Origin of the sequence: Providencia rettgeri (assembly GCF_041075285.1) — a bacterium.
GTDB lineage: Bacteria > Pseudomonadota > Gammaproteobacteria > Enterobacterales > Enterobacteriaceae > Providencia > Providencia rettgeri_G.
In genome coordinates, this window is record NZ_CP163512.1 from 2,030,413 (window position 1) to 2,056,478 (window position 26,066).

The window sequence follows — 26,066 nt, forward strand, 5'->3', positions numbered from 1 at the left end:
GGCCAACTGACCTGACACGCCTTTCCCGCTACTGTTGCTGTTTTAAACGCTGCTGTTTTTTCAGCTTTTTGAGCAGCATATTACGTTTTAGCGGCGATAAGTGATCGAGGAATACTTTGCCCTGCAAGTGGTCGATTTCATGTTGCATCACAATGGCTAAAAACTCATCGCTATCCACCTCAAATGGCTTACCGTGTCGGTCAAAGGCTTTCACCTTCACACGCAAGAAACGGTCGACATCGGCGTATATCTCCGGCACTGATAAGCACCCTTCTTGGTAGCTGGTTTCCCCTTCGCTTTCCACAATTTCCGGATTGACAAACACCATTGGTGAATCACGATTTTCCGAGATATCAATCACCATTATCGATTTGGTTTCAGCAATTTGCGTTGCAGCAAGGCCAATGCCGTTATCGGTGCTGTACATAGTATCGAGCAGATCGTCGATAAGCGTTTGTACCGCGGCGAAATCCGTCACTGGACTGCATTTGATCCGCAGTCGCTCATCGGGAATTTCAATAATTTCTCTTACTGCCATAATTTAAATCCTATTAATTCAGTCTTTATTCTTAATAATTAAATCTATTGCTCAGCAAAATTAGTTATATAAACAAAGTTGCATAGGCAAGCGCCTCAACACCCCACGTTAAGGGAAAATGGGCTTGCGCACCTTTCTTTCTAATGAATAATCTAATCAACACGTAGGGAAAACATTATCGACTTTTTTATTTGCCAAAAATAGGCAAAAAATGACATTGTGCTTTAACCTTACTCGCACTTCGGTGTTTTTTTCGCCACAAAACCTGACCCTGCAAATTTAAAATTTCGTGTAAAAACAAGCTACAGTGAGACTTGGCAGAAAAATACCATGTTATTTAACAAACTTCATCTAAAATGTGCAAAAAGTGTCATTTAGCAAATTAATTATTTCACAATTATCTATTGCTATATGCTCACTAGCACTGGTGTAAATAACACTGCCGTTAAACTGTCCCACTGCGAATATCCCGAATAAACAGCTTTGTATAAGCGATTTTTCATTCTATAAGAACCCCCTAAAATGCTGGCGTCACGTAAAATATGACGAATAATCAAATGGAAAAACAATTTATTATTGATAAGGAATTCAATATGAAAATAAAACCGCTCATCACTCACTGTACGGTATTGCTACTGGTGAGCATGCCTAGTAGCGCATTTGCCAGCAATGTCGTGACTCCATCGACTGATCACGACAAAATCCATAAAAGTCTGAATGACTTAAATTATCTTTCACAACATCTCGGTGGCAGCATCGATGACCTTCAGTTGCGTGTTGATCATAATCGAGACGCTATTAATACAAATGCAGCGGCTATTGATATTCTCAGTCAATCCGCCCATCACATGGCTATGGATTTGGACGACAACAAAAAACAAATAGAAAATCGGCTGGAAAACGACACTAAAGCTACAGAAATAAAGCTTGAAGATGTGTATAACCGTAGCAAAACCGAAACAATATCCCGTGTTGATACCCTACGTTCACACCACGATGACTCATTAAACACCCTTCGTCACAATCTCTATAAAGAAATAGGCCAAACAAACAGCCAGTTAGACCAAAAAGTTCGCAATTTGCGTGACCAGTTTAGCGATGATATGACCCAACTCGATAACCGCCATAACCATCGTCTGGACCAACTAAAAAATAAAATTGCAGCAAATGCAAAACAAGCTAATTCAGGTATTGCCTCTGTTGCAGCAATGAGCAATATCCCTTATGCATTACATACCCGCTTTAGTGCTGGCGTTGGTATGGGGCATTATAAAAATGGCAAAGCGATTGCCGCTGGCGCACAATATCAAATCAGAAAGAATGTGAATCTGCGCAGTTCCATAGCATGGAACAATAGCAATAGTCCTGTCATTGGTGCTGGTGTTGCCGTTGGCTGGTAAAGCAACACAATTGTAACTGGTCCTTGCTTCTGCCAAGAATACAAAGAACCCTTAAAGTTATAACGGAAAAATAGAGGGGCAAACCTGAGTCAAGTCATTAAACTGACTTGCAGACCCTCTGTTTATTCCACTGGTGATTATATTCTGGCGATTTAGTAGCAAGACTAATACCTCATCGCCCCGTTAAATTTCGACATGCTAAATGGATGTGCTTTTGCCTTTTTCTTGCAAAAACAGAGGGAAACGATTGCCCTTGATCTGTATTGCCAATTCGGGCAAATAACCGCAGATACAAATTGCAACCTAGTGATCAGCTGGATACAATGCTCGCCTTTGTTTGCTCTTACCTTTGTTGCCAAGTGAAATATCAACGGTTTATTAATCGGTTAACGCAAATTTCAGTTAAACCATTCGCGTTATAACCTTTCATTACCGAGAAGCTGAATCGAGACAACAAATGCAAGTTGGTCGCTTGACATAACAAATACAGCGCAGAACCGTCAGCGTCAGCCCAAGGTTCTCCAATTGATTAACCTTTATTTGAAGTCGCTATTGTGAAATTACTTTTTTGTCTTTCGTTAACTACCGCAATTCTCTCAGGCATTTGGGCTTGGGTCGCCGATTTATTGGGCTTAATTGGCTGGGCGGGCTTTCTTGGTTGTACCGCTTACTTCGCCTATCCCAAAGATGGTATCAAAGGCCTTGGCATTACAGCATTAACCGTCAGCAGTGGCGTGCTGTGGGGATTAGTTATCTTACATAGCGGCAGCTATTTGCAAAATTTCCCCAGTTTTATCGGCTATTTTATTACCGCGCTTGTGGCCTTTTTCATGTGCATTCAAGCCAAAAAACAGTGGCTATCCTATATCCCGGGTACCTTTGTGGGAACCTGCACTATTTTTGCAGCCCAAGGCGCATGGCTTGTTACCATTCAATCGTTACTTATCGGCGTGTTATTTGGTTTTGCGATGAAAAAAAGCGGAATGTGGCTAGGGGCCTAGTTGACTAGGCGGCGAACCTTTCCCTTGCCTAACATGGTGTTAATTTGAAAAAAAAATTCACCATTAAAGGTAAACCCCCCGAGTAGACAAACGATAAAAAAAGCCGCCTTTCGGCGGCATAAAAGAATAAATAAAACCAAGGGAATTTCAAACAGGATTGATATTACCTTAAATTCTTATAACAACAATATATAACATAATGATTTAATTGATAATTAATTTGACTAACAACTAAGTAACCCTACATAGACAAGCGTAGAAAATGAAATGAATATTGTTAATGAAATGATAAAAAATTGATATGATATTCCTATTTCGATTAGATAAGATTATCTATCTGGTGAAAATTTAATTACAGATGAAATTATAATGATCATTGTGAGTTAAATTCAGATTTATCTGTACACTCCAGACGGGTTTTAAAAAAATATAGATTAACTTATCTTACTTTAAATAACATTATGTTCCAAAATGGAACGCAATTTATTTGGAGGGAGATCTGTCGCGTATCATCAATAAAAACCACAGCAATAAACAATTAATAAAAATAGCTTATACGCTAGGTATACCCACAACTTGCATTTTCAACCCAACGTGTTGACTGAGTTAATGGAGAGTCAAGATCCTGTTGCTATTGAGCTTATATTGATTCGCCCTACCTGCTGAGAATAATGCCGTATAGTCGAGGATATTCTGTTTATTATTCTATGTATGTTCTCTATTTAATCTATCACATGTTCAGCATAGCTAGATTTCATTGAGAAAATGAAAAATAAGACCATACCAAGAAAATATAACGGCTCTTTGATGATTGTTATTAAACACATCTTAACGCATACTCAACCTGGGTTATACAAATATGAGGTGTGAAAACACATTTAAAAATAAAATTATTTTCAATATTACCCTTTTATAAAGTTACTATTGAAAATATGACAAAATCATAGACAAAAACTATTATTATGTGTTTATTAGGTTGATATAAATTTAATTATCATACAAGCGCAACTAAAACAATCATTAAAAGAGAACTAAGATAGCGACTTAAAATACTAATTTAAATTGTTATTTAGATAGATAACAATTTAAAAATAAATAAAAACATCACCCAACACAGTGTATTAGATATTATCAATAACATATAAAATACAAATCCCTTGTAACCAATACAGTAAAGTCAATGCTAGGTAACCCCATGATATGGTATCTCAATCAATGAACGATTAATGCTATAAAGCTACACATTAGAATAATATAGTGTTATAACTCACCATATTAATTTAGTAAATAACAGATTGAAAACCATTACATATGCTACGTTTATAAATACCCGTAAAACGGAGCATAAAAAACATTATATGGCGGTGTAACCAATGAAAGATGTTATTTTAGGGGGGACGGTTTTTATACCTGGGATGAGCCTCGTCCTTTTCTTAGGTTTTTTTTCATGGTTAATCTGTAGGACCATTTATATACATTTAATGAGTAAATATAAATATGCTGGAAATCTTTTTGATATATCCATACTATTTTTATGTACTTTATGCATACATTTCATTATTAACTCATAGTGGGTAAAAATGAGTATCAAAAAATATTTAATTATTGTTCTATCTTTATTCATCATTATCTCCTCCATTTATTTACTATGGAACCATTATGCATTAAGTCCTTGGACACGTGATGGTAGAGTACGCGCTGAAATCAACCAAGTTACCGCTGAGGTATCAGGTAAAATTGATAACCTTTTAGTCATTGATAACCAAGAAGTTAAAAAAGGAGATTTATTATTAATTATAGACCCAACTGATTATGAAATTAAAGTTCGAGAATCTGAACTCGAACTCAACGAGCTAGTTATTCAGCATAACTTTGCGAAGAACCAGCTAGCTAGACGTACAAAGCTTAATCAAATCGCTATTTCAAAAGAAGAGCTTGAAGATGTTCAGTCGCGACTTGCTAGCCTGACTCAAAAGATCGAGTTAGCAAAAGTAAAGGTAAACAAAGCCAAACTAGATCTTTCAAGAACTCAAATAATTTCTCCCGTAAATGGCTTTATCACTAACTTAAGCCTCAGAGCGGGCAACTATATTAATGCAGGCTCACCTTTATTCGCCATAGTAGATAAAGATTCCTACTATATCATCGCCTATTTAGAAGAAACTAAAATGACAAGCGTTGCTATAGGGAACAATGCCAGAATAAAGCTCTATAGCAATAACAATGAACTAAATGGAAAAGTACAAAGTATCGGACGTGCAATCGATGATGATAATACCTCGACAGGTAACCAATTATTAGAAAATGTGCAACCCAACTACCCGTGGGTTAGACTCGCACAGCGTGTGCCAGTTAAAATATCGCTGCAAAATCTACAAAATATATCGTTGATCCCAGGAACAACTTGTACTGTATTTATTGGCGAGTAAGCGGCGAGTAAGCTATGAATTTAAACTGGTTATTTGCAATCAAATATACATTAGCTATTTTACTTGCTTGGTATCTATCGTCTTATTTCGGTTTTGATAAACCATATTGGTCGATGATGACTGTTGCTATTATCGGCTATCCTGATCCATCATTAAGCTTAGCTAAAATGGCTGCAAGGTTATCTGGCAGTGTTATTGGTGTCATTGCTGTCACTCTTATAGCCAATATCAGTATCAACGACCATTGGCTGTTTACTGCATTGATTATTATTTGGTTATCAATATGCCTTTTTATGACATTAATTTCACGCTATATGATGCCATATCTGTTTTCGTTGTCGGGCTACACCTCTGCAATTATTGCTTTCGGTACTTCAGCATTTCCAATGCCAATGACCATTTTTAATTTATCTCAAGAACGTTTAATAGAAGTGATAATAGGCATTATTGTATATACCTTTATAAGCTACTTATTTCCTAATCATACGAATATACCTCAAACAAAACTAATAGAGAAAAAAATAAAAATAGAAAAAAAACAATTATTATCAAACTTATTTAAGCATCAACATGATAAAGCTGAAAAAAACTTAAAAGACATTTTAGAAAATAGCATTAGTTATGATGAAACAAGCCAATATGAAAGTCATTTCTTATCTTTCAAAACTGCAAGGCATAAAGTAAAACATTTACCATTGCTTATCATATTTTCTATCATCAGTATGGCTGATAAGCAATTCTTAACATATGCCAGTTACAAACAATTTTTAGACTTAAAAAAAAGAGATAATCATTTATCCGATAGCACATTTTATTATTTTTTTGACTGGAAAGATGCCATCTTAAATACACTTAGGCTCGTAATAAGCCTTGTTATTAGCGTATTATTTTGGCTAAATACAGCTTGGGAATATGGTTACATTCTTCCGGTATTAGTAAGTATTTCATTTACGTTTGGAATAACTATTCCTAATGCAAATAAACTTGCCTTTATTATATTAATAGTTGCATTTCTCGTAATTTTAATCAGCTATATATTGAAGTTTTATTTTTTAATTCAAGCCACTAGTTATACACAAGCAGTTATGATCATAGCACCTATCTTTTTAATCCTAGGCGTTTTAAAACCCGTAGGAAAACTTGCCTTTATAATTTCACACATAGCCTGTATTTCATTGATATTTATGATTAATTTCACCAACCCAATGAGCTTTGACTTTTCTTATTTTGCGAACACCTCAATAGCTCTTATTTTTTCAATTATCATTGTGATATTAATGCTATATATTATTCCACTGAGTAGTGCTCAGCAAGTCGAGTCTCGTAAAATACATTTTATTTTACAAAAAATAAGTTGCATAGCACCAAATAATCTTAGCTCGGATAAATTAAAAAACACGATACTATTGAATATCAATGCTATTTCAAACCCAGTTAACATTAATAAGCTCTATATTTTACTGTCCTTAATCAGTCTTTATCAATTAGCTGAGTCTAAGGATACTAAAAATAAAATTTTTCAAATTATACATAGCATATCTTTAAATGATGACAAGACTAAAGTCCTTTCATTAATAAATTTTAATGACAACTCAATCGATGACATTAGTTTAAAATATAGCTATAAAATTATTAGTTTCTTACTCTAATCATATACGAGGTGGACATGTTTGAATTATTAACTGCAATCGGTATTGGACTCGCGGTATTATTACCTTTGTCTAACCCATTAACAACTGTTGCATTATTTCTTGGACTATCAGGTGGCATGACTATTGATGCACGAAAAAAAACCATAAATACAACGCCTATATATGTATTTTTTATTATGCTGGTTTCATGGTATTCAGGCCAAGCTATCATGAATACTTTCGGTGTCAGTATCCCAGGTTTAAGGATCGCTGGGGGTTTTATTGTTGCTTATATTGGCTTTAGAATGTTATTCCCAGTTGTTGAAATAAACAAAGATAATGATGACAAAGAGATTTTAGATAATACATCTAGTATTGCTTTCGTTCCTTTAGCTATGCCAAGTACTGCGGGTCCCGGCACAATTGCTATGATTATCAGCATGGCCTCATCTGTTATTTCTAATGAAAGTGAATATCCTCATTGGGTTATTTTAGTTGCACCACCATTAGTTTTTTGCTTATTTGCCATTATTCTTTGGATCTGTTTGAAGAGCTCAAATATGATTATGAAGTTTTTTGGAACAAGTGGTATTGATGCTATATCAAGAATAATGGGATTCCTATTAGTGTGCATGGGTGTACAATTTATTATTACAGGGATCGGCGAATTAACCCGCTCAGGTTTCTTTTACTAAATGTTCCTATATAATTTTATATAACCTATTATTTAATAAAATAATTAAATTCAACTTGTGGGTGTCGTTTTCTATAAAGATACTTCTATTTGGGATCATTTACCTTTAGGGGGATATTTTTATTCGAGTTAACACATGTTAGGCAAAGCGAGAGGTTCAACGTCTAGTAAAAACTAGGCTAGAACCTCTCAATAAAGCATCAAATGACTTTAATCGACTCCGTAAGCCGCATTTAAGTATAATGTTTCAGTTAAATAATCGTCAGTCCGCTTGATTAACGTACCCATCCATTTTCGGGTTGTATTTCAACCTTTTTTAGCTGTCAAAATGAGCAGAAAAGATATCTGCCCTAATATCCATTAGGGTACGAGTCATGTTAATTAATTCATAATATTCAAATAGATAAACCAATCACACCGGCATTGACATAATTTCTTGATACGCCGCCACCAGCTTGTTGCGGACTTGGATCCCCATTTGGAGGCTCAAGCTGGCTTTTTGCATATCCACCATCACATCATTAAGGGATATATCTTGCTTCCCTAAGGTGAAATCTTCAATTTGCTTCGCTGAATCATTGCGGGTTTTATTAATTTGATTAACGGATGCAACAAGGTGATCCGCAAAGCCTACGGGCTCAATAGCAGGCTTTATTGGGTTTGTGGCTTGTGTTGCCACCGCATTCAATTGTGAAATAACCCCTTCAATAGCTTGAACTGTCATGGTGCTCTCTTCTCTTTATAGTGAATATGTTCCACTAATTTATTCGTCGAGCTTACCCTACCACACCCTTTTCAACTTGAAGCCGATAAATAACACCAAATTTATAGGCTGATTCCGTCATTAGATTGCCCCAAGACAAGAAATAATAGCAGAGTGAAAAAGTGACGTTACAAAGAGGGAAATAACATTGTTTCACCAAAAGCATTTTCATCCGTCTAGTAGTCTGCCAAGCAGGGAATATTTATGAGTGCCGCATCTAAAGACACAGGAGAGGCTAAAAAAGGGTTTGCCTCAATGGTTGAGCGCATTAAAGCCGATCCAAAAATACCGTTAATGATTGCGGCAGCCGCTGCCATCGCAATTATTGTAGCCCTCCTTCTCTGGTTGCGCAGCCCCGACTATCGCGTTCTGCTAAGTAACCTGAGTGCTAAAGATGGTGGGGACATTGTCAGTCAGTTGACCCAGATGAATGTGCCTTATCAAATCGCAGATAACGGTAGCGCCATTTTAGTTCCCGCTGATAAAGTGCATGAATTACGCTTAAAACTTGCACAATCTGGCTTACCCAAAGGGGGGAACACCGGTTTCGAGCTGCTCGATAAAGAACAGTTCGGTATCAGCCAGTTTAGTGAGCAAATTAACTACCAACGTGCATTGGAGGGTGAATTATCTCGCACCATTGAATCATTAAGCCCGGTACAAAGTGCACGGGTGCATTTAGCCATACCTAAACCAACACTATTTGTGCGTGAACAAAAATTGCCAACCGCATCTGTCACCGTAGGGTTATTGCCCGGCAGAATGCTCGATGAAGGGCAAATTAGTGCCATCGTGCATATGGTATCAAGTAGTGTAACAGGGCTGACGGCCAGTAATGTCATTATTGTTGACCAAGCAGGTCGCTTACTCACCAATAACGATAACAGCCAACAATCTGCCAACAGTGCGCAAATTAAAATGACCAAAGAGATGGAATCCCATCTTAAACAGCGCATTGAAGATATTCTTTCACCATTAGTGGGTCGGGCAAATATTCATGCACAAGTTACCGCACAAATGGATTTCTCCAAGGTTGAACAAACCTCTGAAGAATATAAGCCGAATCAAACTCCAAACAGTGCTGCTATTCGTTCCCGCCAAAATAGCCAAAGTATGCAAAACAATAATGGCGGAACAGGTGGCGTGCCTGGGGCGTTATCAAATCAACCCGTTAGCGCACCGAATGCACCAATTGAAACGAATAAAGATAATAAAGATGCACAGCAAACAAATAACAACCGTAACAACACGACTAACACGCAAAGTGATGAAACCACGAATTACGAGGTAGATCGCAAAATTAGTCACACCCAACGGCAAATTGGCGTTGTAGATAGGCTCTCGGTCGCAGTTATCGTCAATTATCATTCACAAGAAGGTGAAAATGGCCCAGAAATGAAGCCGCTACCACCTGAAATGATGCAGCAAATTGAAGCATTAACCCGTGAAGCGATGGGCTATTCTGCGGCGCGTGGTGACTCGTTAAATATCACTAACTCTTTATTTACGGATGATACCCCTATTGAGGTTGAACCGTCGTTACTGGAAAGCCCGCAGTTTATTGCCCAGTTACTGGATTACGGCAAAATTCTGCTTATTGCGCTAATTGCCTGGTTTATGTGGCGTTTTGGTATCAAACCACAATGGGTTAAATACCGTAAAGCGCAGCAAGCCCAAGCCGATGCAGAAGTGTTTGTGGCAACTCAAATGAAAACGCCACTTGTGGTGGATGAAGAAATTAATGAAGACATGGATGAGCAAACTCGCCGCCGTCTGACTCGCCAGCGTGTTAGCGCTGAAATTCAAAGTCAACGCATTCGCGAAATGGCCGAAAAAGACCCACAAATCGTGGCAATGGTTATCCGTCAGTGGTTAGGAAAAGCGTAATGAGTTTAAGTGGAACAGAAAAAAGTGCCGTGATGTTGATGACACTCGGCGAAGATCAGGCCGCGGAAGTATTTAAGCACCTGAATCCAAAAGAAGTTCAGCAACTGAGTATGGCGGTGTCTAACATGCGTCAAATCTCCAACAACGAACTGGCGGAAGTGCTCACCGAGTTTGAAGAATCGGCAATCCAATTCGCTGCGCTGAATATTAATACCAATGACTACCTGCGCTCGGTGTTGATCAAAGCGCTGGGTGAAGAGCGTGCGGCAAGCCTACTTGAGGATATCTTTGAAAAACAAGAAACGACCTCAGGTATCGAAAGCCTCAACTATATGGAGCCACAAACTGTGGCTGATATTATCCGTGATGAGCATCCACAGATTATCGCCACCATTTTAGTTCACTTAAAACGCAACCTTGCAGCCGATGTATTGGAACTGTTCGAAGAGCGCCAACGCAACGACATTATGCTACGTATCGCCACTTTCGGTGGCGTACAACCTGCGGCACTCGCGGAACTCACCGAAGTGTTAAACAATTTGCTGGATGGCCAAAACCTCAAACGCAGCAAAATGGGTGGCATAAGAACGGCGGCAGAAATTATCAACCTAATGAAGAGCCAGCAAGAAGAAAGCGTTATCGATGCAATGCGTGATTACGACAGTGAACTGGCGCAACGTATCATTGATGAAATGTTCCTGTTCGAGAACCTTATCGAAGTGGATAACCGCAGCATTCAACGTATTTTGCAAGAAGTGTCTACCGACTCGCTGGTTATTGCCCTCAAAGGCAGCAATCAAGCTTTACGCGACCACTTCCTCAACAATATGGCAGTACGTGCAGCAGAAATCGTTCGCGACGACTTGGAATCTCGTTCTCCAGTTCGGATGTCCCAAGTGGAAAACGAACAGAAAGCCATTCTGCTTATCGTTCGCCGCTTAGTCGAGAAAGGCGAAATCGCCATCGGTGGTGGAGACGATGTATATGTCTAAAACAAAACCAACGCATGACCAATGGCAACCATGGAAATTACGTGAACTTAATCAATGGGATCTAAATTCATCAGCTATCCCATCATTAAGTGACGTTCCAGAACCAGATACGCCCAAAGTGCCGTGCCTTGAACCTAAAGAAGTGTTAGAGCAAATTAATTTGCTCGATAATATTAAAGAAGACGCCCAACGTACTGGGTATCAACAAGGTCATGAAAAAGGTCAAAAAGAGGGTTACCAAGCTGGGTTCGAACAGGGTTTGCGAGCGGGTGAAGAGCAAGGACGTGAGCAAGCACTCGCTATGCAACAACCGATTATTGAGACTTGGCAAAAACTCCTGTCGGAGTTTAATTACTCTCTTGATACCTTTGATACAGTGGTAACCACTAAATTATTGCAGATTGCCTTAACCGCTGCGAAGCAAGTGCTTGGGCAATCTACGGTTTGTGATGGTACCGCCCTCCTCGAAGAGATCAGCCATCTATTGCAGCAAAAACCCGTTTTTGCAGGGCAACCTGAGTTGCACGTCAACCCAAATCACGTTGAACTTATTGAACAGCACCTCGGTTCACTGTTAAACCTGCACGGTTGGCGCTTAGTGGCTGATCCAAAACTGCACATGGGGGGTTGCCGCGTTGTCGCAGAAGACGGAGAGATAGATATGACCGTTGCGACTCGTTGGCAAGAACTGTGCCGTTTATATGCACCGGAGAACGTTTCATGACCGCACGTTTGGGACGCTGGATTGCCTCGCTTGACGATTTAGAATCGCGGATGAAAGGGATCCCGATGGTGCGCCGCTATGGCCGTTTAACCAAAATCACTGGGCTGGTTATGGAGGCCGAGGGCATAAAAATGCCACTCGGTGCCACCTGTTTTATTGAACGTTCTATTAACGGTGGCTGTGATGAAGTGGTTTGTGAAGTGGTCGGGTTTAATGGTTCACGCATGCTACTAATGCCACTGGCTGATCTTGAAGGGATCGCCCCCGGCGCTCGCGTGTATGCACAATCAACAGGTGAGGATGGGCAAACCAGCCGTTTACTGCCTATTGGTAATGAATTGCTAGGTCGCGTATTGGATGCCCAAGGTACTCCCCTTGATGGTAAAGGCCCTTTGGAAGTAAAAACCCGAGCCCCACTCATCACACCACCTATCAACCCGTTAGAACGAACGCCCATTAGTAGCGTACTGGATGTTGGCGTTCGCGCAATTAATGCCTTATTGACCGTTGGCCGTGGGCAACGTATGGGGTTATTTGCGGGTTCTGGTGTAGGTAAAAGTGTACTGTTAGGCATGATGGCGCGGTTTACTCAGGCCGATATTATCGTTGTTGGCTTAATTGGTGAACGAGGACGTGAGGTCAAAGACTTTATCGAAAATATTTTAGGGGCTGAAGGTTTAAAACGTGCCGTTGTGGTTGCCGCCCCTGCCGATGTTTCACCGCTTTTACGCATGCAAGGTGCTTCTTACGCCACACGTATTGCTGAATATTTTCGCGATCAGGGCCTTAGCGTGCTGCTGATTATGGACTCGCTCACCCGTTATAGCATGGCACAGCGCGAAATTGCGCTTGCCGTGGGTGAGCCACCGGCAACGAAAGGCTACCCACCCTCTGTTTTTGCTAAATTGCCAGCGCTGGTTGAACGGGCAGGTAACGGCAAAAATGGCGGTTCAATCACCGCGTTCTACACGGTATTGACTGAAGGGGATGATCAGCAAGACCCTATTGCCGACTCTGCCCGCGCTATTCTGGATGGGCACATTGTACTTTCCCGTTCTTTAGCCGAATCAGGGCATTACCCTGCTATCGATATCGAAGCCTCGATTAGCCGTGCGATGACCGAATTAATCCCTAAAGAACACTATCGGAAAATTCAGCGTTTTAAACAGCTAACGTCTAGCTATCAGCGTAACCGCGATTTAATCAACGTGGGAGCGTATGCCGTGGGGAGCGATCCCATGTTGGATACCGCTATTCAGTATTACCCACGAATGTCGACATTTTTACAACAAGATATCGACGAGCGTTGTGACTACCAAACTGCTTGCGAACAGCTAATGCAAGTTGTGCCCAATGAGTAATGAGGGGATAAATGGCCAAAAACAATGCGTTGACAACTTTACTCAGCTTAGCTGAGGAAGCCTCTGAAGAGGCCGCAAAAGTGTTAGCTCAGGTGCGCCAAACACACACACAAATGGCGCAACAACTGAGCATGTTGGAGAACTACCAATCTGAATATCGACAAAAGCTAAACCAAACACTACACAGCGGAATGGCATCGGATAAGTGGCAAAATTATCAACAGTTTTTGGTCACTTTAGAACTGACCATTGAACAACAACAGCAGCAACTTAATTTATGGGAACAACGCGTTAACGATGCAAATCGCCATTGGCAAGAAAAACAACAACGGGTCAATGCATTCGATACCTTAATACAACGCGCTGAACAAACTGAATACCAACGTCAAAATCGCTTAGAGCAAAAACAAATGGATGAATTTGCTCAGCGCGCGACTTTACGGAGACCACAATAGATGGATATCAACGCCAACAGCGTGCCAACGCTGGCACCTGTTAAAAACAGCAATGTGCAACAAAATGGCTCACATACTGATGAAAACCAAGCGCCAGCCCTGCCTTTTCAGGCAGTGTTGGATAACCAACCACCAGCCCCTAGGGATGGCACGGTCACGCCATCTCTGGATGAAAACACTATCAATAAAGAGCTAGTTGACAGCAAATTGGTTGTGGCAGGTGAAAAAGCCGCTGAACCCGTCAGTGAGTTACAAAAAAATGCTGAAAATACCATCGAACAACTGAATTTCAGCCGTAATTTGCGCACAGATAGCGTACAAACCGCATTGAATGCCGATTTATTAACCAACCCAGCAGTGAATGAGCAATCTTGGCTCAATCACTTAAAGCAATCATTAAGCAATCAAGCTCAATTAACCACAAAGCCTTTATCCGCGCCAGAACCGCACCCTATCCTTGGCGCATTTAGCCAACGAATGCAACAGCTTAATCAAGGTACCCATGATGGAATAGCTGATGAGGGTAATGATCTTGAAGGCTCACAATTGCAATTAGCGGGCGAAGATGACGCCCCAGCGTTAGGGGCTTTTCTTAACAACGAAAAAGAAGAGCGCCGCGACCAACCCTTGTTTGCGCTTAATCAGCAGCGGGATGTCCGCGGGAAAAACCTGACTGAAGACTTTATGCCTTTAAATAAAAAAGTCAGCGATAAAGCTCCCCAGACGGATGTGCAAACACTAACAACACAACCCGTAAGCCAAACAGCGAAAGGCGCATTTACTCTGCAAACAGAAACGGGGGCGTTTACTACCAATGCTCCCTTACACACAAGCACGCAGCCAATCAGTATGATGCCAACGGCTTCAACAGCTCAAGCGGCGGCGATGGCGACCCCAAGTGCAACACCAACCATGCACTTAACCAGCCAACTAGGCAGTGAAGTATGGCAACAACAATTAAGCCAGCACATGTTGTTTTTCTCACGCCAAGGGGTTTCCCAAGCACAAATTCGTTTACACCCTGAAGAGTTGGGTTCATTAAACGTGCATTTACGCATTGAAGATAACCAAGCGGTGATGCACTTTGTATCCCCCCATAGCCATGTTCGCGCGGCGATGGAATCCATGATGCCAGTGCTGCGTAGTGCGTTACAAGAAAGTGGTATTCATCTTGCACAAGGCTCGGTTGGTCAGGAAAATTTAAACCACCAATCTGATGGCTCGCAACATGGTTCACAGCAAGGCTTGCAACAGCATGATGGACACATTCAAGTAACCCATCCTTCCGTCGGGGTGGTTGGCATCAGTGAAGCCAATGCCACTGTTTCCACAAAAACCCCCCAAGTTCGCCAAGGTGGTATCAGTACCTTTGCATAATTAATAAACAAAATGCGGTGATTTCACAACTAAAGCGCCGAGTTACCGCCTTTTTGTTTCGTTTTTCACTCCTTTAACTCTCAACAAGCAAGCCATAATGCTAGAGATCATAAAGTAAGAACCCATTTGGGTTTAGCATCCAAGAAACAGGAATTTAGCTAACATGTCGTCACGCAAAGAGTCTAAACGTTCAAATAAAGGGTTACTCGTTCTGTTCGCCCTTGTTGCCCTCGCGGGTGCTGGTTTTGGTGGGTATACCTGGTGGACGACACAGCAAAACGCTCAAACGGTAAGTGAGGAAGAAAAGCGTCCGAACATGCCTCAACCCATCTTTATGGAACTCGAGCCATTTACGGTGAATTTAGCCGGCGTTGAAGGCCCTGATCGCGTGCTTTATATCCACGTGACACTGCGCCTTGCGAATGAAAAATCTCGTAAGCAACTTCATGAATACCTTCCTGAGGTTCGTAGCCGCTTACTGCTACTTTTATCTGAGCAAAAATCCAAAAACATCGAAACCCATGATGGGAAGTTGCAGCTAATGAAAGAGATTAAGCAAACACTCACCCCCACCCTGATCCCAGGTGATACCGATCAGGATATTTCAGATGTGTTATTTACCACTTTTATTCTGCGGTAATATTCATGAGCGATAATATTTTATCTCAGGCTGAAATTGATGCGCTTCTTAATGATGATGCGCCATCAAGCAACACGCCAGTACCTGAACAGCAAGGGAAAGACAATGTTCGCCCTTATGACCCGAATACCCAACGTCGGGTTATTCGTGAGCGCATGCAATCCCTTGAAATTATTAATGAGCGTTTCGCTCGGCAGTTCCGTATGGGGCTGTTTAATATGTTGCGCCGTAGCCCCGACATCACTGTCGGCGGGATTAAAATCGAGCCCTACCACGAGTTTGCTCGCAACTTACCGGTACCAACAAACTTAAACCTTATCCATATGCCGCCATTGCGAGGTACCGCCCTATTTACCTTCGAACCTGCGTTAGTGTATATCGCAGTTGATAACCTATTTGGGGGAGATGGTCGTTTCCCAGTTCGCCAAGAAGGTAAAGAGTTCACCAATACCGAACAGCGCATTATTAACCGTATGTTGAAATTGGCACTCGCGGCTTACCGTGATGCATGGAAACCAATTGCTGATATCGAAGTGGAATATGTGCGCTCCGAAGTGCAAGTCAAATTTACCAATATCACCACGTCACCCAATGATATCGTCGTGACCACCCCATTTTTAGTGGAGATTGGCAATACAATTGGTGAATTCAGCATTTGTATCCCTATTGCCATGATTGAACCATTACGCGAACGTTTGATTAACCCGCCAATGGAACAAGGGCATCAGGAAAATGAAGCTTGGGTCTCTAACCTTGTCACTCAAGTTAAACGTTCTGAACTTGAGTTGGTTGCCAACTTTGTTGACATTCCAATGCGAATTTCTCGCTTACTGCAACTGCAAAAAGGGGATGTTATCCCGATTGAGAAGCCAGACCGCCTGATAGTAAATGTGGATGGCGTGCCAGTATTGACCAGTCAATATGGCACCCAAAATGGTCAATATGCGTTGCGAGTAGAACATTTGATTAACCCTGTTTTAAACACTCTAGATGAGGAAAGTACCAATGAGTGAGGCGAAGAACTCTCCTGATGCATCAACCAATCACGACAGTGAAGACCTGTGGGCTGAAGCGCTGGAACAGCAAAAAAAAGCGGGATCTGCCTCTGCTGGTGCACAGGCCTTTGAAAACTTTGATGGACAAAACCCATTAAACCAATTATCCGATATCGACATGATCATGGATATCCCGGTTCGCCTGTCGGTGGAACTGGGTCGCACAAAAATGACCATTAAAAAACTGCTGAGTTTATCCCAAGGTTCCGTGGTCTCTTTAGATGGTTTAGCGGGTGAGCCACTGGATATTTTAATCAACGGCTATTTAATTGCGCAGGGTGAAGTCGTCGTGGTTTCAGATAATTACGGTATTCGTATTACTGACATCATTACACCGTCAGAACGTATGCGCCGCTTGAGTCGCTAAAATATAAGGGCAATTGCCAATGACGATGTTATCGCAAATCGAGCCAGTGACGCCGCCACAAACGGCACCATTTTTATCCAATACGGTTTCGCACAGTGAGCCGAATGCACCCGCTATCAACCCAAACGATAGTTTAGTGCAAATTTCAGGTTCACTTGGCGGCATTATTTTACTGATCCTTGCCGGTGCTTGGTTGGTGAAAAAGCTCGGATTTGCGCCGAAGAAATTTGGTAAAGACACATTAGTCAAAGTCAAAAGCAGTTGCTCATTAGGGAATAAAGAGCGGGTTGTTGTGGTTGAAGTCAATAATGAATGTTTGGTTCTTGGCGTCACAACGCAGAGTATCAACGTGCTGCATCAATACCCTGCACAGACTGAACATTTGCCAGTTTCAACCAATGAGCCGCTGACTTTCCAGTCCATTTTCAAGAAAAAACAAGATGCGGCGAAACAAGCCGCGTCAATGACTCCTTTGTATAAGTAGCCGGAAGCTCGCATGTTATCTGTAAAAAACACGTTGTTGATTGCTGTGCTTTCGTTTGCGTTACCCAATTCAGCTTTTGCGGCGTTACCTGCGGTCGTCAGCCACAGCCTAGCAGATGGTGGGCAAACTTGGTCGCTGCCTGTCCAAACGTTACTGTTTTTAACGCTATTAGGCTTTATCCCTGCCTTGCTATTAATGATGACCAGTTTTACACGCATCATTATTGTGCTGGGATTATTGCGAAATGCCTTAGGTACGCCATCGGCTCCCCCTAACCAAGTCTTACTTGGCTTAGCCCTGTTTCTCACCTTTTTCGTTATGTCTCCTGTCGCTGACCAAGTCTATCGTGAAGCCTATCAACCCTTTAGCGAAGACAAAATCAGCCTTGAGACAGCATTAGAAAAAGGCTCTGCCCCGTTACGCACCTTTATGTTAGGGCAAACACGCGAGTCGGATCTTGCGTTATTTGCACGTATCGCCAAGGTCGGGGAGATCCAAGAAGCCAAAGATGTCCCTCTGCGCATTTTAGTCCCCGCGTTTATTACCAGTGAGCTAAAAACGGCGTTTCAGATTGGTTTTACGATTTTTATTCCATTTTTGATCATCGACTTAGTCGTCGCTAGCGTATTAATGGCCTTGGGGATGATGATGGTTCCTCCCGCGACCGTGTCATTGCCATTTAAGTTGATGTTGTTTGTTCTTGTTGATGGTTGGCAATTATTACTTGGCTCATTATCGCAAAGCTTTTTTAACTAAGGGGCTGTTTATCTTGGGTGGTGAATATTTAGTCACTTTTGGCACGTTGAGAGGTTCGCCACCGAGTGAACTCGACAAGCAACCCTCAACGTAGCATCAAATGCGTGAAAGGCGCTTTAATCGACCCCATAGGGCAGCGTTTAAGCATAATAGTTTGATGCAAATGCTAGCCAGTGAGCTTAATTGGCACATTTATTAATTTTTCCGGTTGTTTATTAACCTTTTTTCACTAAGAAAATCAGCAACAAAGATAAACAGACCTAAGGAGCAACGATGACACCTGAATCCGTAATGGCGATGGGAACAGAAGCGATGAAAATTGCGTTGATGCTAGCAGCGCCATTATTACTTGCTGCCCTTGCTGCGGGGTTAATTATCAGCTTATTGCAGGCTGCAACCCAAGTTAACGAAATGACACTGTCTTTTATTCCTAAAATTTTATCCGTAATTTCGGTGATTATTATTGCGGGTCCCTGGATGCTCAACTTACTGACGGATTATATGCGCAGCTTGCTCAGTAATTTACCTTTTATAATTGGCTAACAATGTTAACCATAACCAGTGAAACCCTGACCCTTTGGCTCAGTCAAGGCTTTTACCCCTTTATACGCCTCTTAGCGCTGCTGGGTACAGCGCCTTTTTTTAATGAAAAACAGGCAATTACCAAAGTTCGTGTTGTCCTCGCCTTTTTTGTCGTCTTAATTGTTTCCCCGCAACTTCCTGTGGTGAATATTCCGCTATTTTCTGCAATGGGTTTATGGGTGATCGTCCAGCAAATGGTGATTGGCGTGGCGATGGGTTTAACGATGCAAATGGCCTTTGCCGCAGTTCGCCATGCAGGGGAAGTGATTGGTTTACAAATGGGGTTATCGTTCGCCACCTTTTTTGACCCAACCGGTGGCCCGAATATGCCTATTTTAGGGCGTATTTTCAACGTAATAACGATTTTGTTATTTCTCGCTTTTGATGGTCATTTATGGCTGATTTATATTGTGGTGAATTCGTTTGAGCTGCTCCCTATTCACACTAATCCCCTTAACCGCGACGGTTTTTGGGTCTTCGCTCAATTTGCCAATACCGTCTTTATTAACGGGTTAATGCTAGCCCTGCCCTTTATTACACTGTTTTTAATTCTTAACCTCGCACTGGGGATCCTCAACCGCATGACCCCACAATTATCGGTTTTTGTGGTTGGTTTTCCACTCACACTGACTATCGGTATCAGCATGTTAGGATTGATTATTTCCATCCTTCCCCGCTATACCGAGCGCCTTATCCACCAAGCGTTCGAGCAACTTTCGCTGATGTTTAATTTATTCATTTAATCATCAATACTTGTGTAATTAATGCTTAGCTTTCAATTAAAACCATTTTTTAAATCGGATAATTAACGTAAACCAAAAAAAATTGATGATGATTTCCATATTTCCCTCTTTTGTTTAATCTATTACTTTATATCGGTGATATAACTTATGCATAGAACTACCTTTGTGGTAGTGAAATTATCTATTACTTAATATCTTTCTAAGCTATCTAATGATAGTTACACGTAAGTTAACAATAAATTTAACTTAAATTAAATTAAATTAAATTCAGGGAAATACGTAATTGGCTTGATATAGTCGTCAAAATTTAACCTCGGTTCTAGCCTTCTTCCAATATACTCGTTCTACACCATTCGCCGTTAATCCCCCTATATTGATGGGGTCTAAGCAGGCTATATGGCGGTGGACATTGTCGTCCCACTCTTTGCAATACGCCTCAATTTCTAAGCCGCCTATGTGGCGGTGCACGAGTTCTGTCAATAACTGTACGCAGGCACGGATTTCTAAGCCGCCTGTGTGGCGGTGCACATATTATGCGTAAGCGTGCTCTGAAAGAAGATTTTCTAAGCCGCCTGTGTGGCGGTGCACATATTGAGTATCAACACGATGATAGCAATCTTTTTCTAAGCCGCCTGTGTGGCGGTGCACTTACGCTTCAACTCAGTGTAAAAAACGTTATTTTTCTAAGCCGCCTGTGTGGCGGTGCACGGATAGTTCAACCATCTCATCGGTGATGTGGTTTTCTAAGCCGCCTGTGTGGCGGTGCACATATTATGCGTAAGCGTGCTCTGAAAGAAGATTTTCTAAGCCGCCTGTGTGGCGGTGCACATTTTGTTGTTCTTCGTCAGCATGCTTGCGCTTTTCTAAGCCGCCTGTGTGGCGGTGCACGTTTAGCGGGTTCGGCTACTCCCTCTTTATCATTTCTAAGCCGCCTGTGTGGCGGTGCACAGTAATTATCAATATCCATTCGACGCTTTGACTTTCTAAGCCGCCTGTGTGGCGGTGCACCGAATTCTCTTGTTGATACATTAACAATCTCTTTTCTAAGCCGCCTGTGTGGCGGTGCACAATCAATATTACCTTTTTCTAGCAATCCTACTTTTCTAAGCCGCCTATGTGGCGGTGCACGGTCAGTTGCGATTAAATCGATACAGTTGTCTTTTCTAAGCCGCCTATGTGGCGGTGCACAAATAGTTTCTGCTAATAAAAGCGAACTCGAATTTCTAAGCCGCCTATGTGGCGGTGCACAGTTATTTTAAGGAGGCTTCTTATGTGGTGGACTTTCTAAGCCGCCTGTGTGGCGGTGCACCTACAGCAAGCAAGACCGGATTCTTTAAAGCGTTTCTAAGCCGCCTGTGTGGCGGTGCACGTCCAAGGGTGGGGTTGATGTCACTTGCACTATTTCTAAGCCGCCTGTGTGGCGGTGCACGTTTGATAATAGCCATGTCACTAGCGCTTACCTTTCTAAGCCGCCTGTGTGGCGGTGCACGATTTAACAAAGAAATATCGCTTTACTCATATTTTCTAAGCCGCCTGTGTGGCGGTGCACTCTTGAACCAACATCAAAGCTATCTTTCAATCTTTCTAAGCCGCCTGTGTGGCGGTGCACTTTCTGGTCTATTTTCCGTTGGACTTCTGCGATTTCTAAGCCGCCTGTGTGGCGGTGCACTGGTGCCGGCTACTTTTTGAATTTCAACTATCTTTCTAAGCCGCCTGTGTGGCGGTGCACTAATCAGTCCTTTTATTTCTCTAAGCCTAGGATTTCTAAGCCGCCTGTGTGGCGGTGCACACCGATATTTAGCCACTCGGTTACAGTCTTGATTTCTAAGCCGCCTGTGTGGCGGTGCACAGAAACTGCTGAAACATGGCTACGGGCTGGTCTTTCTAAGCCGCCTGTGTGGCGGTGCACTTAAAGACATCAAAGAAGACTATGAGCTGAAATTTCTAAGCCGCCTGTGTGGCGGTGCACAAAGACCTTGGACAAGTGATCTTTTATGATAATTTCTAAGCCGCCTGTGTGGCGGTGCACTATAAAATTTATATTAAAAAATAAGTTACAACAAGTGGTTAGGGGTATTTTTGCAAAAATACCCTTTATTTTTCCACTTATCGTAACCTATTGATTTTTCATTCCATTATTAAAGAGCCAAAAAAGAAGGTTAAAAATGTGGCACAGTGGCGATTAATTGAGTATCTACCGAACCTTCACTAAGTCCATAACAATTAAAATCGCCAGCCTGTATTAATTTACCTTGTATACATTTAATAAATAATGGAAAGGGTCGATGTTGTTTACCACTTTCCTTACTGTGTAAACTTTCCATCCAAACAAAGGGGAGTCGACTGTGTTTGTCTGGCTTCGTTTTTTGCAAATCAGCCAGACACTGTTCAACTGATGCCCCTGATTTTCTCGCCCATAATTCAGCTTTTTGCTGCATATCCTTTAACACCCGTTTTTCCCCTTTAACATGCTGCCGTATATAACTTACCGGCACTGTATTTTCAGGGACTGCCTGGATTGATTTAATATGAACATAATCGGCAAGCCTGACTAACCAATTCGTTATATTCAATTGTTCAAGCTGAGATTTTTGTTCTGCAACCAATCGCAGTTTTTTACCTAACCGAAAACCTGCGCTGCCATATTCGGGGAAGGCAATCGCCACATAGCTCGTTCCTTTTGCGGATTTATTGTCCACCAGCGCAATATGAATTTGCTGATAAACCTTGTGCCACAAAAAATCGAGCGAAACCTCGGCGTCAGGCAGTAAGGTGACTTCCTGATAAAAATTCATAGTCCACCTTATTTATCACTTTCACCAAAGACACCGCCACGCACTAAAACTGCCATTACATAGTGTTCATCTTCAATACGTGCCAGTTTTTCGCCTCGCGCCCACTTATCAAAGTGCGTATAAAAGTCCTGATTTTCTTTTGGTGTTCGATAAGCCGTGCCTAGATTAGTCACTGCGCCATAGGGCTCAATGGCAATCGCCCCTGCGCCACTTTCGCTACCGTAAGCAGGATACCACGTGTCGATAGCGCGTAATGCATTACCAATTTTTTGTGAATGCATCGCAGCATGCCCATTGACGTGGTAAAGAATTTTACTTTTATCCCCTTTACCTTTATCCATCACCAGTTCTTCACTTGGATAGACTTCTTGCGCTTTACCTAATTGTGAAAATGTGGTTATTTCCAATAATAAAGCAGGCATTTTACCGGATAAGGCCGCTGCAATCCGCTCACCCAGTTTACTGATATTTTCATCTCGTTTATCGAAACTATGAATACTGTGTTGTGTCGCATCAAACACCCATTGCTCTTGATCTCCTGCATTTAACGCTTTCACAATAACTTCAATATTTTCTGCACCAACGCGGTTACGCCACAAAAAACGCCCATTAGCGATATTGTGTGCATACCGATAGCCTAATTCTTTAAAGCCTTCATTTTCAATATAATCCGTGGCAGCTTTGGCGTAACTTTGCTTAAAAAGCGCATTATTGCAAGCCGAGGGAGTTTCGACGCCGCCAAGCACTTTTAACGTAAACTGGTGCATTAAGGTATCTTGATCAATCCCCAAAGCGCAGGCATCCACCGTTTGTAAATTCGCTTTTTCAACCTCTGAATTTAATTTTAACGGGTCATTTTTTACCGTACCTTTTAAGCGGTTTGAAATCGTACCTCGCACTGATTTTTCTTGTAACGATAATGGCGCAAATTGCGATTTATTATCCCAACATGTTCCATAAAAATACCCATCGGATGGGACGAGTTTTTTTTCAAATGCTAAAACCGATGCAACATCATTATTCTTCGCCATTAGTTACTCTCCACTAGTAAAATGTTTAGGTTGGACTTGTTCGCATAAATAGAGGTTTTTTTCTAAATCCTGTGCATAACACCAAAGCATTTCATCAGGGGAATCTATTTTATTTACCATTAAAAATTGTCCTAATGTAACAATGCTTTCTGCAAATCGATGCGGGTATTGAATGTCTCGTTGATTTTTTGCTTCTCCAAGTGGAGATATTCCTTGAAACCCTGTAGCTATAGGAACAATCCAGCCTGATGTTTTACGCTGTGTTTTCCATTCAAACTTTTTGTTTTTTGATTCATCATTAGTTTCTATTTCAACACACTGGTTATTTACCGAAACATAATCTAATAGTGCATCCATAGCATCTTGCCCTTCTTGCATCGCCTCAATCATTAAATCACGACGTTCAATCAAAGCATAACCGGGCATTAGGCTATTAAATAATTTTATTTTTTCAGTATTATTATATCCATCGGGCAAAATATACCGCTGTGGCATCTCAACCGATAAAATATCTCCACCAGCAAGTTTCATGGTGGGAATGATTTCATAGATTTTATTTAATACTGAAATATCTATTAGTGAGTCTTCTTTATATTCTATTAGCAATGACACATCCAAATGGCATCTTGCTTCTTCAATAAATGAAGAACGCTTACCGTCTTTATCAAGAGGATTACCTGTACCAACAATTGAATTAACAAAATCACTGGGTCCTCGATAAGTTTGCAAATTACATTCATGGCTAATTACCGCAAGTGCATCAAACTGGATATTTAATTGACAGTTGTTATTCAATTTACGCTCTAAAGCATGCATAAATCCAAGCCATGCGGTCATCGCAGGAAAACCAATAGTCATCGGACTAGATAATGCGTTCGCATTTAGGACCTTAAGATGTGCTAACTTAATAAGATTGATTGGTTTACTCATCTTAGCAACTCCTTATTTTTAGCTACAACTTCAGCAATAGCGTTAAATTCTTCATTACCAAATGACAACGCCTTTTTGCCATTGACCTTGTTATAGTTCACAATAAATTGACGAGTAATTTCTGAGATTAACACTAATAGCCAGTCATCTAGGTCATCACGCTGTTGCTGTGAGTTTGGAAATAACCATGTCTGTTGGTACTTGGAAAGATTAGTTGGCAAACTAGCATCACTTTGTTCATATACACGACGAATTTTCCACATCATGATAATGATGTAATCCACATATTCTTGAATTCGATTATCACGATATTCAGAGAAACGACTTCCCCGTTTATCTTTCGGTAATGAAATTAACCCATGAAAAGCTTCAAACGTTTCTTTTATATGCCAAGGATTAATACAATCTGCAAAGAAATTTTTTGATGGAAGACGTGTTTCCCGCATATTTAATGCAGGAGGAAGTGAAGATAATAAATGTGCCTTGCCCGCATTTTGGCTATTTAATACAGATATATTTTGTGGTTGTGTACCACCGAAGCCGATAGTGGTAATACCATAAATTTCTTTAAAACCAATTTCGCTATATTCACCTTTTCGTTTTAAGTCACGTAATATTTTGGTTTGTTCCGAAAAGCGGATCTTGTCAATACGTCGACGCATTTCAAACAGTAATCCAGAAGGCGTTAATAATGAAAGCAAATGATAGTCTTCATTATCACTCCATACAGGGAAATAGACTTGTTTTATTCTTGTATTTGTTATTACTTCATTATGAGGCGTTTTGATAGATAAAAACTGACTTTTTAATTCGGCATAATTTAAATTCAAAAATAATAACTTTGCTTGTTCTGTTTCTTTCTCAATGTGCTCAAGTATTGTTTGCCCATCTGAAAGCACTATTCTCAAGAATTTATCAATCCCTAACTCAGCAGCATTTCCAATTGAATCTATTTCCTCTGTATGAACATTACCTGTACACAAAAAACCATTATTCTTTTTTGGACTTGTAAATAAAATAGGAGTTACAAATGTACCCTCCCTTTTATTTTTCATACCGATACCTGTGCTAGGGTGCGTAAATGTACTCGGATGTGATGTAAATGCTCTACTTTTAACGCGGGAAGCTGCATCAGGTAACCATTGTGATAATGCAAACATCTCCTCACATTTTTGTTTTAATTCATTTATCTCGTTTTCAGTCATTGATGCTTTTAATTTAGATTTCAGCCAATCTTCCTTACGCTCAGTAAAAAAGGCTTCTATTGCTGGATCAAGCATATTTAGAGGTCCTTGTGACTTAAGTTAGATGCTAATTTAGCTGACAATACAAACATGATCAACCATTATACTCTACAAAACTAAATTTAATTTATGCCTGAATGATGACGGCTATGTATCAACTTGATAAACTTCTAGCACTACTCTATAG

Annotated in this window: 24 protein-coding genes and 1 CRISPR repeat array; of the genes, 18 read left to right on the forward strand and 6 right to left on the reverse strand. The window is 41.0% G+C overall.

The genetic code is table 11. The features are described 5' to 3' along the window. Positions 1-28: 28 nt before the first annotated feature. A complete protein-coding gene (def, locus tag AB6N04_RS09260) occupies positions 29-538 on the reverse strand; it encodes a peptide deformylase (protein WP_369311672.1) in 510 nt (169 codons plus the stop codon). A 593-nt stretch (positions 539-1,131) separates the two neighbouring features. Here def and AB6N04_RS09265 point away from each other — a divergent pair. The 5 genes from AB6N04_RS09265 to AB6N04_RS09285 all read left to right on the forward strand — a co-directional run bounded on the left by AB6N04_RS09265 (position 1,132) and on the right by AB6N04_RS09285 (position 7,694). Further along, complete coding sequence (locus AB6N04_RS09265) at positions 1,132-1,938, forward strand: YadA-like family protein (RefSeq protein WP_369311674.1); 807 nt, start codon at positions 1,132-1,134, stop codon at positions 1,936-1,938. A gap of 554 nt (positions 1,939-2,492) precedes the next feature. Next, complete coding sequence (locus AB6N04_RS09270; RefSeq protein ID WP_369311676.1) at positions 2,493-2,939, forward strand: DUF1097 domain-containing protein; 447 nt, start codon at positions 2,493-2,495, stop codon at positions 2,937-2,939. Positions 2,940-4,519: 1,580 nt separating this feature from the next. Continuing rightward, complete coding sequence (locus tag AB6N04_RS09275) at positions 4,520-5,368, forward strand: efflux RND transporter periplasmic adaptor subunit (protein WP_369311678.1); 849 nt, start codon at positions 4,520-4,522, stop codon at positions 5,366-5,368. A gap of 14 nt (positions 5,369-5,382) precedes the next feature. Beyond that, a complete protein-coding gene (locus AB6N04_RS09280) occupies positions 5,383-7,017 on the forward strand; it encodes an FUSC family protein (RefSeq protein WP_369311680.1) in 1,635 nt (544 codons plus the stop codon). A gap of 17 nt (positions 7,018-7,034) precedes the next feature. After that, positions 7,035-7,694: a MarC family NAAT transporter gene (locus AB6N04_RS09285; protein ID WP_369311682.1), complete on the forward strand. Its 660-nt coding sequence runs from the start codon at positions 7,035-7,037 to the stop codon at positions 7,692-7,694. A gap of 411 nt (positions 7,695-8,105) precedes the next feature. Here the strand turns inward: AB6N04_RS09285 and fliE are convergent, their stop codons facing one another. Next, positions 8,106-8,417 (reverse strand): flagellar hook-basal body complex protein FliE, encoded by a 312-nt coding sequence (gene fliE / locus AB6N04_RS09290; protein ID WP_369311684.1) that lies wholly within the window; start codon positions 8,415-8,417, stop codon positions 8,106-8,108. 243 nt (positions 8,418-8,660) lie between these two features. On the opposite strand from fliE, the gene fliF reads away from it, so the two are divergent. The 13 genes from fliF (at position 8,661) to fliR (ending at position 19,879) form a co-directional block, all read left to right on the forward strand. Further along, positions 8,661-10,343, forward strand: a complete 1,683-nt coding sequence (gene fliF / locus AB6N04_RS09295; RefSeq protein ID WP_369311686.1) for a flagellar basal-body MS-ring/collar protein FliF — start codon at positions 8,661-8,663, stop codon at positions 10,341-10,343. Continuing rightward, complete coding sequence (fliG, locus tag AB6N04_RS09300) at positions 10,343-11,335, forward strand: flagellar motor switch protein FliG (protein WP_369311688.1); 993 nt, start codon at positions 10,343-10,345, stop codon at positions 11,333-11,335. Before fliF ends, fliG begins: the two co-directional genes overlap by 1 nt. Further along, positions 11,328-12,059 carry a flagellar assembly protein FliH gene (fliH, locus tag AB6N04_RS09305; RefSeq protein ID WP_369311690.1) on the forward strand — a complete coding sequence of 244 codons (732 nt, stop codon included), beginning with the start codon at positions 11,328-11,330 and terminating at the stop codon, positions 12,057-12,059. The genes fliG and fliH overlap by 8 nt, the downstream gene beginning before the upstream one ends. Next, entirely contained in the window at positions 12,056-13,420 is a 1,365-nt protein-coding gene (gene fliI / locus AB6N04_RS09310) for a flagellar protein export ATPase FliI (protein ID WP_369311692.1), read from the forward strand. The genes fliH and fliI overlap by 4 nt, the downstream gene beginning before the upstream one ends. An 11-nt stretch (positions 13,421-13,431) precedes the next feature. After that, positions 13,432-13,875, forward strand: coding sequence for a flagellar export protein FliJ (gene fliJ / locus AB6N04_RS09315; RefSeq protein ID WP_369311694.1), 444 nt, complete (start codon positions 13,432-13,434; stop codon positions 13,873-13,875). Then, positions 13,876-15,252, forward strand: a complete 1,377-nt coding sequence (locus AB6N04_RS09320; protein ID WP_369311696.1) for a flagellar hook-length control protein FliK — start codon at positions 13,876-13,878, stop codon at positions 15,250-15,252. Positions 15,253-15,415: 163 nt separating this feature from the next. Then, on the forward strand, positions 15,416-15,892 hold the full coding sequence (fliL, locus tag AB6N04_RS09325; protein ID WP_369311698.1) for a flagellar basal body-associated protein FliL: 477 nt from the start codon (positions 15,416-15,418) through the stop codon (positions 15,890-15,892). A gap of 5 nt (positions 15,893-15,897) precedes the next feature. Then, positions 15,898-16,905: a flagellar motor switch protein FliM gene (fliM, locus tag AB6N04_RS09330; RefSeq protein WP_369311700.1), complete on the forward strand. Its 1,008-nt coding sequence runs from the start codon at positions 15,898-15,900 to the stop codon at positions 16,903-16,905. Then, complete coding sequence (gene fliN / locus AB6N04_RS09335) at positions 16,898-17,314, forward strand: flagellar motor switch protein FliN (protein WP_369311702.1); 417 nt, start codon at positions 16,898-16,900, stop codon at positions 17,312-17,314. The genes fliM and fliN overlap by 8 nt, the downstream gene beginning before the upstream one ends. Positions 17,315-17,333: 19 nt before the next feature. Further along, on the forward strand, positions 17,334-17,798 hold the full coding sequence (gene fliO, locus AB6N04_RS09340) for a flagellar biosynthetic protein FliO (RefSeq protein WP_369311704.1): 465 nt from the start codon (positions 17,334-17,336) through the stop codon (positions 17,796-17,798). A gap of 12 nt (positions 17,799-17,810) precedes the next feature. Continuing rightward, the gene (gene fliP, locus AB6N04_RS09345; protein WP_369311706.1) at positions 17,811-18,554 is read left to right on the forward strand and encodes a flagellar type III secretion system pore protein FliP; all 744 of its coding nucleotides are present in this window, start codon (positions 17,811-17,813) and stop codon (positions 18,552-18,554) included. Between the two features lie 273 nt (positions 18,555-18,827). Further along, positions 18,828-19,097 carry a flagellar biosynthesis protein FliQ gene (gene fliQ, locus AB6N04_RS09350; protein ID WP_004255630.1) on the forward strand — a complete coding sequence of 90 codons (270 nt, stop codon included), beginning with the start codon at positions 18,828-18,830 and terminating at the stop codon, positions 19,095-19,097. A 2-nt stretch (positions 19,098-19,099) separates the two neighbouring features. Continuing rightward, positions 19,100-19,879: a flagellar biosynthetic protein FliR gene (fliR, locus tag AB6N04_RS09355; RefSeq protein WP_369311708.1), complete on the forward strand. Its 780-nt coding sequence runs from the start codon at positions 19,100-19,102 to the stop codon at positions 19,877-19,879. A 380-nt stretch (positions 19,880-20,259) separates the two neighbouring features. Continuing rightward, positions 20,260-21,908: a CRISPR direct-repeat array (repeat unit 28 nt; unit sequence TTTCTAAGCCGCCTGTGTGGCGGTGCAC). 130 nt (positions 21,909-22,038) lie between these two features. On the opposite strand, the gene cas6f is transcribed toward fliR, so the two are convergent. Genes cas6f through AB6N04_RS09375 form a run of 4 tightly spaced genes read right to left on the reverse strand, consistent with a single transcriptional unit; the run spans position 22,039 to position 25,915 of the window. Next, positions 22,039-22,674 carry a type I-F CRISPR-associated endoribonuclease Cas6/Csy4 gene (gene cas6f / locus AB6N04_RS09360; RefSeq protein WP_369311710.1) on the reverse strand — a complete coding sequence of 212 codons (636 nt, stop codon included), beginning with the start codon at positions 22,672-22,674 and terminating at the stop codon, positions 22,039-22,041. An 8-nt stretch (positions 22,675-22,682) separates the two neighbouring features. Next, positions 22,683-23,705: a type I-F CRISPR-associated protein Csy3 gene (gene csy3, locus AB6N04_RS09365; RefSeq protein WP_369311712.1), complete on the reverse strand. Its 1,023-nt coding sequence runs from the start codon at positions 23,703-23,705 to the stop codon at positions 22,683-22,685. A 3-nt stretch (positions 23,706-23,708) separates the two neighbouring features. Beyond that, entirely contained in the window at positions 23,709-24,635 is a 927-nt protein-coding gene (gene csy2 / locus AB6N04_RS09370) for a type I-F CRISPR-associated protein Csy2 (protein WP_369311714.1), read from the reverse strand. Beyond that, positions 24,632-25,915: a type I-F CRISPR-associated protein Csy1 gene (locus AB6N04_RS09375; RefSeq protein WP_369311716.1), complete on the reverse strand. Its 1,284-nt coding sequence runs from the start codon at positions 25,913-25,915 to the stop codon at positions 24,632-24,634. The genes csy2 and AB6N04_RS09375 overlap by 4 nt, the downstream gene beginning before the upstream one ends. Between the last annotated feature and the right edge of the window lie 151 nt (positions 25,916-26,066).